A 17,031-nucleotide genomic window follows, 5' to 3' on the forward strand; every position below is an offset into this window, starting at 1 on the left:
AGCCCGTCGCCCTGACGGGCTGTTTTATTTGCTCTCCTGCGGCGCATCCTGACCCATGCAGCGCACGGCGCGCTTCTTCCTGTCGACCAGCACGCCTGTCAGGCCCTTCTGTTCGGTATCGAACAGCACCAGCACACCATCGATGCACTGAGCCACCTGCGACGCCGGCTTCAGCGATACCCGGTAATCCTCGCCGGGAACGGTCTTGAGCATGGTGTAGTCAGCCAGCAGCAACGCATCCTCTGGCTTGGCGATATGCACGTAGCCGTAATAGGACAGCACCGCAACCGTGCCAAGCACGCTGCCGATGGCGGTCAGGATCAGGGGAATGGGATTGCGTTCGGACATGGACGGTCTCATCGAGGCAAAGAGGCGCATTGTGACAAATTCGAAGGTCGCCTGCGGCTCATTTACCGCCGGCGCGGGTTTCACCGCGGGCCTGTGAGGTCGCCTCGTAGACCCGCTCGGCCAGGCGCGAGAAGGGCAGGCTCTGGATCCAGACGCTGCCGGTGCCCTTGAGGGTGGTGAGCAGCAGCCCTTCGCCACCGAACAGCATGCTCCGGAGGCCGCCGGCAAGCTGGATGTCGTAGTCGATGCCCTGCGTGAAGGCCACCAGGCAGCCGGTATCCAGCCGCAGGGTTTCGTTGTTCAGCTCCTTGCGAATCACGGTGCCGCCGGCATGCACGAACGCCAGTCCATCGCCTTCCAGGCGCTGCAGGATGAATCCCTCACCACCGAAAAAGCCTGCGCCGATGCGCTTGCTGAAGCTTATGCCGATGCGCGTGCCATAAGCCGCGCAGAGAAAGGCATCCTTCTGACAAAACAGCTTGCCGCCCACGGCAGCAAGATCAATCGGTACCACTGTGCCCGGATAAGGCGCGGCGAAGGCCACGCGTGCCTTGGCCTTGCTTTCATTGGTGAAGTGAGTGAGGAACAGTGACTCGCCGGTGAACATGCGCTTGCCCGCGCCCCACAACTTGCCGAGCACGCCGCTCGCCGAACCGTCGCCCATGCGCGCTTCGAAACGCACGCCGTCGGTCATGTAGTTCATTGCTCCGGCTTCGGCGATCACCGTCTCGTCTGGATCGAGGATGATTTCCACGCTTTGCGCGGACTGACCGAGGATTTCGTATTCGAGTTCGTGGCTGGACACGGCGAGCTCCTGAAGCGATCGGGTTGCGGCGCTGCAAGGATGCGGCAGCGTCCCGCCGTTGCCTATTTGCGCCCGAGAATGCGCAGGATACGCAGGAACAGGTTGATGATGTCCATATAGAGCGCGGCTGCGCTGTCAATCGCATTGTCCAGCGTCTTGGGGATCTGATTCGCCCGGCCCCAGTCCACGCCGACATAGCCGCAGAAGATCAGCACGACGATCCAGTCGATCACGCCGTGATGAATGCCGAGGATGAACACCTCGACCAACTCGACGACGATCACCAGCAACAACGCCACTGTCAGCGCACCGGCGATGCTGGCGAAGAACTTCGGAAACAGCGTGCCGAGCAGCATCATGCCCAGGGTAACCAGCGCGGTGATGCGTATCGCCTCATGCACCAGAGAGGCGTCGTAGCGGCTCACCACCAGGTTGACGATGAGTCCGAACGGCACCACGACCAGGTTGTAGCCGACAAAACTCACCCAGGGCTGGTTCGAACGATGAAACAGCCAGGCGCCGGTGAGGCAGCTGGCGAAGTAGCCGCCAAAGAACAGCCAGGGATGGATGCTGCGAATGGACTCGACCGGGATGTTGCCGACCATCCACCAGTTGACCCAGAAGCCCCAACAGAGCGTGAGGCCAATGACGAGGTTATACGCAGCGGGGGAGAGTGTGCGATCCATCGGGTTCGCACGCCGGGCAAAGACGGAGTTTTCCATATCGTTACGCTTCCTTGCGTGAGTGATGTCGGATATTCGGGATCAGAGAATGTTCGCGTAGTCGGCTTCGATGCGATCCAGGCTCAGGTGATTGAGAAAGTTGGAGAAGCACATCCAGGCCGACAGCGCATTGAGGTCCTGAAATTGCTGCGGCAGATACTTGGGCGGGACGACCATGCCCTCGTCCACCAGCTGGCGCAGCGTGCGCATGTCCTCAAGCGTGGTCTTGCCGCAGAACAGCAGCGGGATCTGCTCCAGCCGGCCTTTGCGCACGGCTAGCTGGATGTAGTTGTAGATCATGATGAAGCCCTTCAGGTAGGACAGGTCCTTGGTGAAGGGCAAACCATCGGGGGTCGAGCCGCGGAACACCCGGCTGGCATTGCTGTAGCAGTCGTCGTCGCCATATCCCTGCTCGCGGAAGAAGGCGAACACGTCGAGGAAATCCGCGCCCTCCTCGGCCATGTGGATGGCGCGGGTGCGGTTGGTCAGCTTGCGCAGGCGCGTCGGGTAGGAGGCGAAGGCAATCACCTCCATCAGGATTGCCAGGCCTTCCTGGGTAACCGTTGAAGACGGCGGCCCCTTGGCGAGGAAGGTGCAGATCGGCTGGTTCTGCCCGTTGAGCGTGGTGCCGACGTGCACCAGGCCTTCGTGAACCTCCAGCGCGCGCACGTCACGCTCGTTGAACAGCGCGTCGCTGCGGATCTTGATGTAGTCGGCGCCCGCTGCCGCATCGGCGAGGATGCCGTCGGACTCGAAAACACGGATCACGCCCTCGCCTTCGCCGAACACCACATCCAGCCGCTTCTGCAGCAGCTCGACGGCCTGCGGCGCGGTGAGATTCTTCGGCTCGTCACGCAGATCGCCACGGTCGGCGATGTTGTTCAGGTAGTCGGAGAGCATAAGGCCGAGGTCGGCCAGGGTTGGATCGCCAGCATGGAAGGCGTCGGATGCCGCGCCGTAGAGCTCCTGGGAGATCATGCCGAAGTCCGGTGTGCCACGCGCCTCGAGCATGCGGATAACCATGCGGTATTCCTTACACATGCGCCGCATGATCTGCCCGACCGGGTTGAACTGACCGAGCTGACGGGTGATGTCGCGCTCGATGTCCTGGAATTCCTGCTTCTTGGCGCTGGAATCGAAGGCCAGTGGCCGGCCCTCGTAGTAGCCGCGATCGATCTTCGGCAGCTCGCGGCCCTTGGCGGCGAAAAAACCCTGGCGGGTATTCTCGTCCCACTTCACCGCGTCCAGTACGCGCACTGGCGTCTGCGCCTCGACGATGCGGTCGGACAGCCCGCGCACGATGGTCTGATACTCATCCAGGTTGTTACGGCTGTTCATCAGTCCCTCTTCACGGATGACCCGTACCCTTGAGGTTATACCCGCAGCCGCCGAGGCCGGCACACTGCGGTGTCAGTCGACGCTCAGTGGATCAGAGTTCCGGACGCATGTGCGGGAAGAGGATCACGTCGCGGATCGAAGGCGAGTTGGTCAGCAGCATCACCAGGCGATCGATGCCGATACCCTCGCCCGCGGTCGGCGGCATGCCGTATTCCAGCGCACGCACGAAGTCGGCGTCGAAGTGCATGGCTTCGTCATCGCCGGCATCCTTGTCGGCTACCTGCGCGTGGAAACGTTCGGCCTGATCCTCGGCATCGTTGAGCTCGGAATAGGCGTTGGCGATCTCGCGGCCACCAATGAACAGTTCGAAGCGGTCGGTGACGTTGGGGTTGCGATCATTGCGTCGGGCCAGCGGCGAGACCTCGAACGGGTACTCGGTGATGAAGGTCGGCTGTTCCAGCTTGTGCTCGACCAGCTCCTCGAAAATCATCACCTGCAGCTTACCCAGCCCTTCGTGGCCGAGCAGCTTGGCGCCGGCCTTCTTGGCGATGGCGCGAGCCTTCTCGACGTCGTTCAGGTCATCCGCGGAGATTTCCGGGTTGAACTTGAGGATCGAGTCGAACACCGACAGCCGCGCGAAGGGCTCGCCGAAGTGGAACACCTTGTCGCCGTAGGGCACGTCGGTGCTGCCAAGCACGGCCTGGGCCAGCTCGCGGAACAGCTCCTCGGTGAGATCCATATTGTCTTCGTAGTCGGCGTAAGCCTGGTAGAACTCGAGCATGGTGAACTCGGGGTTATGCCGGGTCGAGACGCCTTCGTTGCGGAAGTTGCGGTTGATCTCGAACACGCGCTCGAAGCCACCGACCACCAGACGCTTGAGGTAGAGCTCCGGCGCGATGCGCAGGAACATCGGCATGTCCAGCGCGTTGTGATGGGTCTCGAACGGTTTGGCCGCAGCGCCGCCGGGAATGGTCTGCAGCATCGGCGTTTCGACTTCGAGGAAGTCACGCTCGGCGAGGAACTTGCGGATATGCGAGATGACCTGGGAGCGCACGCGGAACGTTTCGCGCACCTCCTCGTTGACCATCAGGTCGACGTAGCGCTGGCGGTAGCGCTGCTCGGTGTCGGTCAGGCCGTGGAACTTGTCCGGCAGCGGGCGCAGCGACTTGGTCAGCAGGCGCACGCTGTTCATGTAGACGTACAGGTCGCCCTTGCCGGAGCGCGCCAGTGTGCCCTCGGCGGCAATGATGTCGCCCAGGTCGAAGTGCTTGACCGCGTCGACCTGCTCGGCCGGCAGCGTCTTGCGATCGACATAGACCTGGATGCGCCCGCTCATATCCTGCAGCACCATGAATGGCCCGCGGTTGAGCATGATGCGCCCGGCGACCTTGACCGGAATGGCGGCCGCCTCCAGCTCCTCCTTGGTCTTCTCGGCGTACTGTTTCTGCAGGTCGCCTGCATAGCGGTCGCGACGGAAGTCATTGGGGAAGGCATTGCCCTGCTCGCGCACGGCAGCAAGCTTTTCCTTGCGCTGGGCAATCAGCTTGTTTTCTTCCTCTTGGATGGCGTGCTGGTTCAGCGGTTGTTCGCTCATTGCGGGTCGTCCCGGTCAAATCGTTTCAATGGAGGTGCTTGCGGCTTGAGGCTTGCAGCTGCTCTCAGAGCCCCTGTTTCAGGCTGGCTTCGAGGTATCCGTCGAGGTCGCCGTCGAGCACCTTCTGGCAATCGCTGCGCTCCACACCGGTACGCAGATCCTTGATGCGCGAGTCGTCGAGCACGTAGGAACGGATCTGGTGCCCCCAGCCAATGTCCGACTTGCTGTCTTCCAGCGCCTGAGAGGCGGCGTTGCGCTTCTGCATTTCCAGTTCGTACAACTTGGCCCGCAGCATCTTCATGGCGGTGTCCTTGTTGGCGTGCTGGGAACGTTCGTTCTGGCAGGCCACCACGGTATTGGTCGGGACGTGGGTGATACGCACGGCCGAATCGGTGGTGTTTACGTGCTGACCACCGGCGCCGGAGGAACGGTAGGTATCGATGCGCAGGTCGGCCGGGTTGATCTCGATCTCGACCCTGTCGTCGATCTCGGGTGAGGCGAACACTGCCGAGAACGAGGTGTGGCGGCGCGCGCCGGAGTCGAACGGGCTCTTGCGAACCAGGCGGTGCACACCGATCTCGGTGCGCAACCAGCCAAAAGCATATTCACCCTTGATGTGCACCGTGGCACCCTTGATGCCGGCGACTTCGCCCTCGGACAGCTCGACGATCTCGGCAGTGAAACCGCGCTTGTCGGCCCAGCGCAGGTACATGCGCAGCAGGATGTTCGCCCAGTCCTGCGCCTCGGTGCCGCCGGAACCGGCCTGGATGTCCAGGTAGCAGTTATTCGGGTCCATCTCATGGCTGAACATGCGGCGGAATTCGAGCTTTTCGAGGATTCCGCGCAGACGGTCCAGCTCGGCGGCCACATCATCAACGGCGCCTTGATCATCTTCTTCGACCGCCATGTCGAGCAGGTCGCGAGAGTCGGCAAGTCCGCCATCGAGGTCATCGATGGTTTCGACAATCTGCGCCAGGGTGGCGCGTTCACGGCCCAGGCTCTGGGCGTATTCGGGCTTGTTCCAGACGTTGGGGTCTTCGAGTTCGCGGTTTACTTCGACGAGACGATCATGCTTCTGATCGTAGTCAAAGATACCCCCGAATTGACAGGGTGCGCTCGGACAGGTCCTTGATGCTGTTGAGGATCGGGTTGATTTCCATAGGTAGGCAGCTCTCAATCGGACGGTGCAAAAGCCGGCGATTATAACTCAGCCAACCCGCGCTGACAGCCCGCCGGACGTGCCGGCGGACGGTCAGGAAACGGATTTGCCCTCATGACGGTCGATCAGGCACTCACACCGCGTACCTGGCTTTCCAGCTCGGCTTTGAGTTGCGGATCGAGCTGCAGACAGCGGGCAAGTTCATCCAGATAGGCACGCTCCATGAAATGCTCCTCGTCGACCATCAGCACGCTGGCCAGATACATCTCCGCAGCCATCTCGGGGGTACTGGCGGCACTGGCCACGTCAGCCGGGTCCAGCGGCTTGTTCAGTTCGGCCTCGAGCCAGTGCTGCAGATCAGCATCGGCCAGCTTGCCCAGCTCCGCCTCGATCAGCTGACGCTCTCGGGCATCGACATGGCCGTCGGCCTTGGCCGCTGCCACCAGTGCCTTGAGAATGCCCTGGCTGTGCACCTCGACCTCTGCCGGCGGCAGGCGATCGATGGTCTGTGGCGTCTGCTGTTGCGCCCCGCCCTGCTGCGCCTGCCAGTTGCTGTAGGCCTTGTAGGCCAGCACGCCGAGCGCCGCCAGACCGCCGTAGGTCACCGCCTTGCCGCCCATCTTGCGCACCTTGCGGTTGCCCAGCAGCAACCCCATGGCACCGGCCGCCAGCGCGCCGCCACCGGCACCCGACAGGGCATTGCCGAGCGAACCGCCGCCAACGCCGGAAAGCAGGTCGCTCAAACCGCCTTTGCCAGGTTTGCCACCTGCACTGGATTGCTGCTTCTGCAGCAGGTCCTGACCGGACCTGAGCAGTTGATCGAGAAGGCCACTGGTTTTCATCGAAGTCCCCAAACGGATTGAATCAGGATTTGAACAGCAGTGCTCAGTCAAACGACTCGGGCACCTGACGAATCGGCGTGTCGCGATGGGCAGCACGCACGTACTGCGCCGGCCAGGCCACGGAACTGTCACGCAGGTCCTCGGCAGCATGCAGCGGCCAGTACGGATCACGCAGCAGTTCGCGGGCGAGCAGAATCAGGTCGGCCTGGCCGGTGCGCAGGATGTGCTCGGCCTGCACCGCCTCGGTGATCATGCCGACCGTGCCGGTGGCGATACCCGCCTCCTTGCGCACGCGCTCGGCGAACTGGGTCTGGTAGCCGGGCCCGACCGGGATATCGGCGTTGGCAGCAGTGCCACCGGACGACACATCGATCAGGTCGACGCCAATCTCCCTGAGCCGCCGCGCGAGTTCGACGGTTTCGTCGGCATTCCAGCCATCATCGACCCAGTCTGTTGCCGAGAGGCGGACGAACAGCGGCAATTCCTCGGGCCAGACCTGGCGAACAGCTGCCGTAACCTCCAGCAGCAGGCGGATACGGTTGTCGAACGAGCCGCCGTAGCGATCCTGCCGCTGGTTGGATAGCGGCGAAAGGAACTGATGCAGCAGGTAGCCGTGGGCCGCATGTACCTCGGAAACCTTGAAGCCGGCCGCCAATGAGCGCTCGGCCGCCTCGACGAAGGCCTGCACGACGCCCGCGATGCCGGCGTCGTCCAGCGCCGTCGGCACGGCATGTTCAGGCGAGAAAGCAATGGTCGAAGGACCGACCGGGGTCCAGCCGCCAGCGGCGATCGGCACGCTGCCGTGCTTGCCGAGCCAGGGCCGCCAGGTGCTCGCCTTGCGCCCGGCATGGGCCAGCTGCACGCCGGCGAATGCGCCCTGCGCCTCGATGAAGCGGGTGATCCGCCGCAATGGCTCGACATGCTCGTCGGACCAGATACCCAGGTCGTCCGGCGAAATACGCCCCTCAGGGCTGATCGCCGTCGCTTCGATGATCACCAGCCCGGCGCCACCGACGGCCCGACTGCCCAGATGCACCAGATGCCAGTCGTTGGCCATCCCGGCCTTCGCCGAGTACTGGCACATGGGCGATACGGCAATCCGGTTGGGCAGTTTGAGCTGGCGCAGGGTAAGCGGCTGAAAAAGCTGGGACATGTCGGCCTCTACTGTCGGTGATGCGGATTTGACACCCGTCAGTAGAGACCGTTTCGCCGCTCATGCCCAGCCCGACATCGGTGGAACTGTCAGCCTCAGGCAGCGCTGACCTGCACCGGCACACCGTTGAGCGCGGCATTGCCGGATACATCCAACTGGCGCTCGTCAGTCAGGTCGTTACTGCTGGCGCCCGGTTGCTGCCGGGCGATATCCATTTGCACGCCAGGACGGGCGTGGCCCCAGCCATGCGGCAGGCTGACCACGCCGGGCATCATCTCCTCGCTGGCCAGCGCCTCCACCTCGACCACGCCGACCCGGGAATGCACGCGCACCCGCTGGCCATCCTGCAAAGTCCGAGCAGCCATGTCCGCAGGGTGCATCAGCAGCTGATGACGAGGTTTGCCCTTCACCAGGCGCTGGTAGTTGTGCATCCAGGAATTGTTGCTGCGTACATGCCGGCGGCCGATCAGCAACAGCTCGTCGGCACCTGCCTGAGGCTGCGCGGCGAAACGCTGCAGATCGTCCAGCATCAGCGCCGGCGCGGTCTGGATGCGCTTGTTCGGCGTTTTCAGGCGCCGCGCCAGGTTTGGCTTGAGCGGCCCGAGATCCAGCCCGTGGGGATGATCCTCCAGTGCTGCCAGGCGCAGCTTGCGCTCGGACTTGTCGCCGTATGGCCCATGGCGTAGCGCCAGGTCCATCATTTGCTGCGGCGGCATGGTGGGCTTCAGCTCGACGCCGACCCGCGCTGCGTACGCCTTAGCCAGCCCGATGAAGATTTCCCAGTCGTGCAGCGCACCCTCGGGTTTGGGCAGTACCGGCTGGTTGAAGCGGGTAACGTTGCGCACGGCGAGCAGGTTGAAGGTGGCGTCGTAATGGTCGTGCTCCAGCGGCGCGGTCGGCGGCAGGATCACGTCGGCATAGCGAGTGGTTTCGTTGATGTAGAAATCCACACTGAGCATGAACTCCAGCCCATCCAGCGCCTGCTCCAGCTTGCGCCCGTTGGGCGTGGAGAGCACCGGGTTTCCGGCCACGGTGATCAGTGCACGCACCTGCCCTTCCCCGGGTTCAAGCATCTCCTCGGCCAGTGCCGCTACCGGTAGTTCGCCGCCGTATTCAGGCAACTGCGAAACCCGGCTATGCCAGGCGGCGAAGTGGCCGCCGGAGGTGGTCTCCACCAGATCCACCGCAGGCTCGGTACACAGCGCGCCGCCGACCCGATCGAGGTTACCGGTGACCAGGTTGATCAGCTGCACCAACCACTGGCAGAGCGTGCCGAAGGCCTGGGTCGAGACGCCCATCCGCCCGTAGCAGACTGCCTTGTCCGCCGCCGCGAAATCCCGCGCCAGCTGGCGGATCTGCTCGGCCGGAATCCCACAACGGGCGCTCATCGCCTCGGCGGTAAAGGCGGCGATCGCCGTGCGCACCTCCTCGATGCCGTCCAGCGGGAGCTCGCTGGTGCGCGTCAGGCCTTCCTCGAACAGAGTATTGAGCAGGCCAAACAGCAGCGCCGCGTCTTGTCCCGGCCGCACGAACATATGTTGATCGGCGATCGCTGCGGTCTCGCTGCGACGCGGGTCGACCACCACCAGCTTGCCGCCGCGGGCACGGATCGCCTTCAACCGCTTCTCTACGTCGGGCACGGTCATGATGCTGCCATTGGAGGCCAGCGGGTTGCCGCCGAGGATCAGCATGAAATCGGTGTGATCGATGTCCGGCACGGGTAATAGCAGGCCGTGGCCGTACATCAGATGGCTGGTCAGGTGATGCGGCAGCTGATCGACCGAGGTCGCGGAAAAGCGATTGCGCGTCTTCAGCAGCCCGAGGAAGTAGTTGCTGTGGGTCATCAGCCCGTAGTTGTGCACACTCGGGTTGCCCTGGTAGATGGCCACGGCATTGGCGCCGTGGCGCTCGCGGATCTCAGCCAGGCGCTCGGCGACCAGTTCGTAGGCCTCCTCCCAGCTGATCGCCTGCCACTCATCGCCGCAGCGCCGCATCGGGTGGCGCAGCCGGTCACGGTCGTTCTGGATGTCCCGCAGGGCGACAGCCTTGGGACAGATATGGCCGCGGCTGAAGCTGTCGAGGGGGTCGCCCTTGATCGAAAGGATGCGCTCGCCTTCGGTCTGGATGGTCAGGCCGCAGATGGCTTCGCACAGATGACAGGCACGGTGATGGACGCTGATCTCGCTCATTTCGGATTCCCGCATGGCGCTGTTGTTGTCCAGCCACTCTAGGCGCCATGGCCGCGGGCAACAATCAGACGTCTTGACGGGGAATGGCGCTGGATTCAGCCGGCCTATCGTCAGCCGGCATGCATCGATCAGCGCGGGGCGATATGCGCCACCATCAGCTGCACGCTTTCCTGACCGCGGTACTCGTTGACGTCGAGCTTGTAGGCCAGCTCGGCCCAGCGCACCGTCGGATTCGGCCAGATTTCGCGGTCGACGTTGAAGGCAATGCCGTCGAGGGTCAGCGAGCCGCATTCGCTCTTGAGCACCAGCTTCAGATGGCGCTCGCCGACGATACGTTGCTGCACCAACTGGAACACCCCATGAAACATCGGCTCGGGAAAATGCTGGCCCCAGGGCCCGGCGTTGCGCAGCGCACGCGCCAGTTCCAGGTGGAACTCCTCGACGCTGAGCTGGCCGTCGGTTAGCAGCCGGCCGGTGAGATCATCCTCGCACAGCTGGCGGCGCACTTCGGCGTCGAAGGCGGCAGCGAATGCGCCGAAGCTGGCTTGCGGCAGCGACAGCCCGGCCGCCATGGCATGCCCGCCAAACTTGCTGATCAAGCCGGGATGCTTGGCGGCGACCGCATCCAGCGCATCGCGGATATGAAAGCCCGGCACCGAGCGCGCAGAGCCTTTGAGCAGGCCGTCGCCGGCATCGGCGAAGGCGATGGTCGGGCGGTGGTAGCGCTCCTTCATACGCGAAGCCAGGATGCCGATCACGCCCTGATGCCAGTCCGCCTCGAATAGGCACAGGCCGAACGGCAGGTCTTCCAGGGGCAAATCCTTGAGCTGCGCCAGTGCCTCGCGCTGCATGCCCTGCTCGATGCTCTTGCGGTCCTTGTTCAGCTCATCGAGCTGGACCGCCATATCGCGCGCCAGTGCCTCGTCCTCGCAGAGCAGGCATTCGATGCCCAGCGACATGTCATCCAGCCGCCCGGCCGCGTTGAGCCGCGGTCCGAGAATGAAGCCCAGGTCGGTAGAGGTGATGCGTCGATGGTCGCGCCCCGTCACTTCGAGAATCGCCCGCAGGCCCGCCCTCGCCCGCCCCGCGCGAATCCGCGCCAATCCCTGATGGACCAGGATGCGATTGTTGGCATCCAGCGATACCACGTCGGCGACACTGCCCAACGCCACGAGGTCCAATAGCTCAGCCAGGTTCGGCTCTGCCCAGCCCTGACGGATGAACCAGTCCAGCTCACGCAGGCGAGCGCGTAATGCCAGCAGCACATAGAAGATGACCCCGACACCGGCGATGCACTTGCTGGGAAAGGCGCACTCAGGCTGATTGGGGTTAACGATGGCATCAGCCGCCGGCAGTTCGTGACCCGGCAGGTGATGGTCCGTGACCAGCACCTTGAGCCCTGCGGCCTTGGCCGCCGCCACGCCGTCGACACTGGAAATGCCGTTGTCCACGGTCACCAACAGATCGGGCTCGCGCTGCAAGGCAACGGCAACGATTTCCGGCGTCAGACCGTAGCCATATTCGAAGCGATTGGGCACCAGGTAATCGACGTGGGCAGCGCCAAGCTGGCGCAAGCCAAGTACACCCACGGTGCTGGCCGTGGCGCCATCGGCATCGAAATCGCCGACGAACAGGATGCGTTGACGCTTCTCCAGCGCCTCGACCAGCAGCTCGACCGCGGCATCGATGCCCTTGAGCTGCTTATAAGGAATCAACCGCGCCAGCCCCTTGTCCAGCTCCTCTGCGCAGGTCACACCACGGGCCGCGTAGAGGCGCTGCAGCAGCGGCGGCAGCTCGCCAAGGTCGGGCAGCTGCTCGGGCAGGGGGCGGGGTTCGATACGCATCGTCGGATTCCAGACTCGGTGAAACGGATTACAGGGAGGTGGCCGCACGTGCGGCCTGGTCGTACAGGCCCGACATAGCGCGCAGCATGCCCGCCAGGCGGTGGATCTCATCAGGGTCGATATTGAGGTTCTCGAACGAGGCGATCAGGCATTCGCGGCGGATGTCGGCGTACTCCTGACAAAGCGCACGGCCCTTGTCGGTGGTGCGATAGAACATCTCCTTGCCCTGCTTCGCCCCTTCCACCAGGCCGAGCTTGCTCAGCTTCTTCAGCGCGTAAGTCACGGTGTGGGTGTCTTCCACATTGAGCAGCAGGCAGATATCCGCCTGTCGCTTGGCGCGGCCACGGCTGGTGAGATTGTGCAGCACCATGACGTCCAGCGCGTTCATCTCCACCGTGCCGCAGGCCTGCATGCAACGCTCCATCCAGCGCATCAGCGCGGCGCTGGCGACGATGATGCCGTACTCCAGTTCAGACAGTTCCTGGGACTGCTCGGCGAGGTGCGCCGAAGCGACGATCGAAGATCGCAACGGGCGGGGGCTTTTGGCGTCAACCATCTTGAGTTCCTGATTGATGAAGCGGCAGCGCCGTTCGTATCGATGGGGCGGGCAAGGATACAGCAATGTCCGCTCAGGCACTTCAGACGCCCAACGGCAGAAATACGTTGATAATTTATCAATACTTTATCAGTGTATCGACCCTCAACGCCGCCGCAAACGCACCAGTCCATTTCGAAAGGAGCAGCCATCGTGAGTCGTCTCTTACTCAATTGCGATATAGGGGAAAGCTTCGGCGCCTGGACCATGGGCCTGGATGCCGAGGTGATGCCGTTCATCGATTGCGCCAATGTCGCCTGCGGCTTCCATGCGTCCGATCCGCAGATCATGCGGCGCACAGTGGCGTTGGCACGCAAGCATGATGTGCGCATCGGCGCCCATCCGGCCTATCCGGATCTGGTCGGCTTCGGCCGGCGCTCCATGGCCTGCAGCCCGGCCGAAGTGGAGAACATGCTGCTCTATCAGATCGGCGCACTCGACGGCATCTGCCGCGCTGAAGGCACGCAGGTTCGCTACGTCAAACCGCACGGGGCGCTGTACAACGACATGATGCGCCAGCCCGAACTGCTGCGCGCAGTGATGAGCGCCATCAAGGCCTACAGCGCCAACCTGCCGCTGATGCTGATGTCCACCCGCGACAACAGCGCAAGCCAAGCACTGGCAGAGGAAATGGGCATCACCCTGTGGTTCGAGGTGTTCGCCGACCGCGCCTATGACGCCGCCGGCATGCTTGTTTCGCGCAGCCTGCCAGGCGCCGTCCACCACGATGCAGAAACCGTGACCGACCAGGCCCTGCGCCTGGCCAAGGGCGAGGCGCTGATCGCGAGCGATGACAGCGCGCTGATTCTGCAGGCCGATACCCTCTGCGTGCATGGCGACAACGCCGGTTCCATAGCCGCCGTCCAGCGCATCCGCCACGCGCTGCAAGCGCTTCCCGCATGAAGCCGCGGATCGAAGTGGTGGGCGTCGACAGCCTGTTGTTGCGCCTGTTCGATCAGATCGACGAAGGCAACATGCCCTGGATGCTTGCCGCCAGTCAGCGGGTGCGCGACGCCTTCGGCACGGCACTGATCGATCTGGTGCCTTCCTACACCACCCTGCTGGTGCATTACGACCTGATCCAACTGGACGACCTGCAGGCTCGCCAGCACCTTCACCAAGCGCTCGAGGGTCTGCAGCCCGCCGCCGCCGAAACTGCGCGCCAGCATGCAATCCCAGTGTGGTACGACGCCAGCGTCGGCCCCGAGCTACGAGCGCTAGGCAAGCGCAGCGGGCTCGGTGTAGCCGGCGTGATCGAGCAACACAGCGCACACATCTATCAGGTCTTCGCCCTCGGCTTCGCACCCGGCTTCGCCTTTCTCGGGCTGGTCGATGAGCGTTTGGCCAGCCCGCGCCTGGCCACACCACGCAAGCAGGTGCCGGCCGGAAGCCTGGGCATCGCCGATCGGCAGACCGCCATATATCCGCTGGTATCGCCGGGTGGCTGGAATCTGATCGGGCGCAGCCCGGTTCGTCTGTTCGACCGCGAGCCCGACGGCTACAGCCTCTGGCAGCCAGGCGACCGGGTGCGCTTCGTGCCCATCGAGCGCGCCGAATTCATCCGCTTGGGCGGCAACGACAGCCCTTTTCAGGAGACTGCCGTATGAGTCTGCTTATCGAACGCGCCGGCGCATTGGCCAGCTTGCAGGACGGCGGCCGTATGGGCGTCCGCCACCTCGGCGTTACCCAGGGCGGCCCGGTGGACTGGATTTCCCACAGCTGGGCCAACTGGCTGCTTGGAAATCCTGTGCAGGCCGCTACGGTGGAAATCACGCTGGGGAATTTCAGCCTTCGCGCGCAAACCGATACCTGCCTGGCGATCTGCGGTGCCGATCTCGGCGCCGCGCTCGATGACGAAGCCATCGCACCGGGGCGTAGCTTCGAGGTCCGTAAGGGCCAACTGCTTACCTTCACGCACCCAAAGCGAGGCGTTCGCGCCTATCTCGCTGCGCCAGGCGGCTTTCAGGCGACACCGGTATTGGGGAGCTGCGCCACGGTCCGGCGCGAGCAACTCGGCGGCTTGGCCGGTGACGGCCAAGCGCTGGCCGAGGGCGGCCGCTTGCACTGGCTCAGTGGTGTTTCTGCTGCTCGCCGAGAGCTGCCAGTGCCAACCGTCACCCCACTACCGAGCCCGACCCTGGCGGTCGTGCTCGGCGCGCAGATTGGTGATTTCAGCGGCCAGAGCCTGTTCGATGCCTTCAACAGCGACTGGACAGTCGATCAACGAGCCGACCGCATGGGCGTGCGCTTGCTCGGCCCAACGCTTCACAGCACGCGCTCATCCATGATTTCCGAAGGCGTGCCGCTGGGGGCGATCCAGGTTCCGGCCGACGGGCAGCCGATCATCCTGCTCAACGACCGCCAGACAATCGGCGGCTATCCACGCCTCGGCGCGCTGACACCTGCGGCGGTGGCCCAGCTGGCGCAGTGCCTGCCAGGCACCTCGCTCAGGCTCAAACCGATTTCACTGGAGGCCGCGCAACGCGCGCACCGCGAACTGCTCGCCCAGTGGCGGTAGTCGCTCATAAGGAGCCGCTGACCAGCAGCCAGTTATTCCAACAAGAACAACATTGCCGGGTATGACCCGGGCGCATTTCTACCTGCCCCAACGCCAAGAAAAAGAAGGTATCCAATGCAAGCCACACAAGCCGAACGCGGCACTCCCGCCCAGCGCAACGTCCTGCGCGGCGCCATTTTCATCATGGCGACTTCGTCCATCGGACCCGCGTTTCTGACCCAAACGTCGCTGTTCACCGAGAAGTATCTGGCGAGTTTCGCCTTCGCGATCCTGATCTCTTTGCTCATCGACATCGGTGCCCAGCTTAATATCTGGCGGGTGATCACCGTTGCCAACCTGCGCGGCCAGGACGTCGCCAACCGCGTGATACCCGGCGTCGGCCATCTGATATCCGCCTTCATCGTGCTTGGCGGCATTGCCTTCAACATCGGCAACATCGGTGGCGCCGGCCTGGCGATGAATGTGATCTTCGGTATCCCGCCGATAATCGGCTCGTTGATCGCCGCCGTGCTGATCATCGGCATCTTCCTGCTGCGCAACGCCAAGGGCGTGATGGACTCGGTGATGCAAGTCCTTGGCCTGGTGATGCTGTGCATGATCGGCTACGCCATGCTGCAGTCGAATCCACCACTGCTCGAAGCGATGAGTCGCAGCTTCAATCCGGACGACCCATTGATCCTGCTGCTGCCGATCGTGACATTGGTGGGCGGCACGGTCGGCGGCTACATATCGTTTTCCGGTGGCCATCGCCTGGTAGAGGCCGGCATCACCGGTGTAGAGAATGTCAGGCTGGTAACCCGCGCGGCCGTGATCGGTATCGCTACCACTGGCGTCGTGCGCATCTGCCTGTTCCTCGCAGCCCTCGGTGTCGTCAGCCAGGGCCTGACTCTCGACCCGAGCAACCCCGCTGCATCGGTGTTCTCCCATTCGATGGGCACCATCGGCTACAAGATTTTTGGCGTAGTGCTACTGGCCGCTTCGGTTTCATCGGTGATCGGCGCCGCTTATACCAGTGTGACCTTCATGTACTCGCTGCATGACAGCATTCGCCGGCATAACCAGCGAGTCGTAATCGCCTTTATTGCCTGCTCGACGCTCATCTACAGCCTGGTCGGCCAGCCCGTGAAGGTTCTGGTGGTGGCGGGCACACTGAATGCCCTGGTGCTACCGCTGGCGCTGGGCTGCATATTGCTCGCATCGCGCAAATCGAACATCGTCGGCGACGGCTACCGTCACCCCACTTGGATGCTGATGTTCGGCATATTGGCCATGCTGGCTACGGCGGTTGGGGTGGTGATGTCGTTCAATGCGTTCGTGCAGTTCTGGCAGTCTTGATCAAGTAATCGCCGCGCCCTGCGGGACTTATCGGCGAGCGCCTCACCCGCGTTCGCCGATCAACCATTCCAGGGGTATCTCATGCTGGCCGCGCTCATCGGTGATGAACATCGACCCTTCGCTGATCATTACGCTCCAGCTGATCGACCGCGGCAGATCACGCGAGACTGACTCGAGCGCCTCCTGCCCCACCGCTACAACGTTGATTTTCTTCAGGCTGCGTACATTATCGAGCACCTTGGTCTGCCAGACCCGCAGGTTGCCATAGGCCACCAGGCTGAAACGTTCGGCGCGGCGCGAACACCAGGTAATCCGCTCAGCGTCAGGCTGGCCGACCTCGATCCAGTGCAGCACGCGATCATCCAGACTCTTTTCCCACAGTGCAGGCTCATCCACATCCGACAGCCCGCGGCCAAAGGCCAACTGCTCGCCGTACCAGAGCACATAAGCAATCAGCCGCGCGACCATGCGCTCTTCAGTCTCCGATGGATGACGAGCCACGGTGAAGCGCAGATCTTGATAAACATGACGATCGAGATCGGTGAGATTGATTTCAACTTTGTAGGGGGTGGCTTGCAGCGCCATGGCG

At 63.3% G+C, this 17,031-nt stretch carries 16 protein-coding genes; 4 read left to right on the top strand and 12 right to left on the bottom strand.

The window, feature by feature from the left end:
- Nucleotides 1-24: 24 nt before the first annotated feature.
- The 11 genes from LO50_RS12870 to LO50_RS12925 all read right to left on the bottom strand — a co-directional run bounded on the left by LO50_RS12870 (nt 25) and on the right by LO50_RS12925 (nt 12,550).
- Nucleotides 25-348, bottom strand: a complete 324-nt coding sequence (locus LO50_RS12870; RefSeq protein WP_014820988.1) for a PA3694 family proteiin — start codon at nt 346-348, stop codon at nt 25-27.
- Nucleotides 349-406: 58 nt separating this feature from the next.
- Complete coding sequence (locus tag LO50_RS12875) at nt 407-1,153, bottom strand: TIGR00266 family protein (RefSeq protein ID WP_042926247.1); 747 nt, start codon at nt 1,151-1,153, stop codon at nt 407-409.
- A gap of 62 nt (nt 1,154-1,215) precedes the next feature.
- Nucleotides 1,216-1,875, bottom strand: a complete 660-nt coding sequence (locus LO50_RS12880; RefSeq protein WP_044315256.1) for a Bax inhibitor-1 family protein — start codon at nt 1,873-1,875, stop codon at nt 1,216-1,218.
- A 42-nt stretch (nt 1,876-1,917) separates the two neighbouring features.
- A complete protein-coding gene (locus LO50_RS12885) occupies nt 1,918-3,213 on the bottom strand; it encodes a flavohemoglobin expression-modulating QEGLA motif protein (RefSeq protein WP_003283839.1) in 1,296 nt (431 codons plus the stop codon).
- A 91-nt stretch (nt 3,214-3,304) separates the two neighbouring features.
- Nucleotides 3,305-4,807, bottom strand: a complete 1,503-nt coding sequence (gene lysS / locus LO50_RS12890; RefSeq protein WP_044315257.1) for a lysine--tRNA ligase — start codon at nt 4,805-4,807, stop codon at nt 3,305-3,307.
- Nucleotides 4,808-4,871: 64 nt separating this feature from the next.
- A protein-coding gene (gene prfB / locus LO50_RS23860; protein ID WP_102832577.1) for a peptide chain release factor 2 occupies nt 4,872-5,967 on the bottom strand; the annotation gives its coding sequence in 2 pieces (ribosomal slippage) (nt 4,872-5,894 and nt 5,896-5,967; 1,095 coding nt in all).
- A 124-nt stretch (nt 5,968-6,091) separates the two neighbouring features.
- Nucleotides 6,092-6,808, bottom strand: a complete 717-nt coding sequence (locus LO50_RS12905; protein WP_044315258.1) for a tellurite resistance TerB family protein — start codon at nt 6,806-6,808, stop codon at nt 6,092-6,094.
- A 43-nt stretch (nt 6,809-6,851) separates the two neighbouring features.
- On the bottom strand, nt 6,852-7,961 hold the full coding sequence (locus tag LO50_RS12910) for an NADH:flavin oxidoreductase/NADH oxidase (protein WP_044315259.1): 1,110 nt from the start codon (nt 7,959-7,961) through the stop codon (nt 6,852-6,854).
- Nucleotides 7,962-8,056: 95 nt separating this feature from the next.
- A complete protein-coding gene (locus tag LO50_RS12915) occupies nt 8,057-10,150 on the bottom strand; it encodes a molybdopterin oxidoreductase family protein (RefSeq protein WP_044315260.1) in 2,094 nt (697 codons plus the stop codon).
- A gap of 128 nt (nt 10,151-10,278) precedes the next feature.
- A complete protein-coding gene (gene recJ / locus LO50_RS12920) occupies nt 10,279-11,994 on the bottom strand; it encodes a single-stranded-DNA-specific exonuclease RecJ (protein WP_044315261.1) in 1,716 nt (571 codons plus the stop codon).
- 28 nt (nt 11,995-12,022) lie between these two features.
- Nucleotides 12,023-12,550, bottom strand: a complete 528-nt coding sequence (locus LO50_RS12925) for a winged helix DNA-binding protein (RefSeq protein WP_038658189.1) — start codon at nt 12,548-12,550, stop codon at nt 12,023-12,025.
- A gap of 192 nt (nt 12,551-12,742) precedes the next feature.
- Here LO50_RS12925 and LO50_RS12930 point away from each other — a divergent pair, with 192 nt between their 5' ends.
- The 4 genes from LO50_RS12930 to LO50_RS12945 all read left to right on the top strand — a co-directional run bounded on the left by LO50_RS12930 (nt 12,743) and on the right by LO50_RS12945 (nt 16,442).
- Entirely contained in the window at nt 12,743-13,492 is a 750-nt protein-coding gene (locus LO50_RS12930) for a 5-oxoprolinase subunit PxpA (RefSeq protein ID WP_044315262.1), read from the top strand.
- Nucleotides 13,489-14,196, top strand: a complete 708-nt coding sequence (pxpB, locus tag LO50_RS12935; protein ID WP_044315263.1) for a 5-oxoprolinase subunit PxpB — start codon at nt 13,489-13,491, stop codon at nt 14,194-14,196. Before LO50_RS12930 ends, pxpB begins: the two co-directional genes overlap by 4 nt.
- Nucleotides 14,193-15,107, top strand: a complete 915-nt coding sequence (locus LO50_RS12940; RefSeq protein ID WP_044315264.1) for a 5-oxoprolinase subunit C family protein — start codon at nt 14,193-14,195, stop codon at nt 15,105-15,107. Before pxpB ends, LO50_RS12940 begins: the two co-directional genes overlap by 4 nt.
- A 114-nt stretch (nt 15,108-15,221) precedes the next feature.
- Nucleotides 15,222-16,442, top strand: coding sequence for an NRAMP family divalent metal transporter (locus LO50_RS12945; protein WP_044315265.1), 1,221 nt, complete (start codon nt 15,222-15,224; stop codon nt 16,440-16,442).
- 42 nt (nt 16,443-16,484) lie between these two features.
- Here LO50_RS12945 and LO50_RS12950 read toward each other — a convergent pair whose 3' ends face one another.
- A complete protein-coding gene (locus LO50_RS12950; RefSeq protein ID WP_044315266.1) occupies nt 16,485-17,027 on the bottom strand; it encodes a YaeQ family protein in 543 nt (180 codons plus the stop codon).
- Between the last annotated feature and the right edge of the window lie 4 nt (nt 17,028-17,031).

This window comes from Stutzerimonas stutzeri, assembly GCF_000935215.1.
Classification (GTDB): domain Bacteria; phylum Pseudomonadota; class Gammaproteobacteria; order Pseudomonadales; family Pseudomonadaceae; genus Stutzerimonas.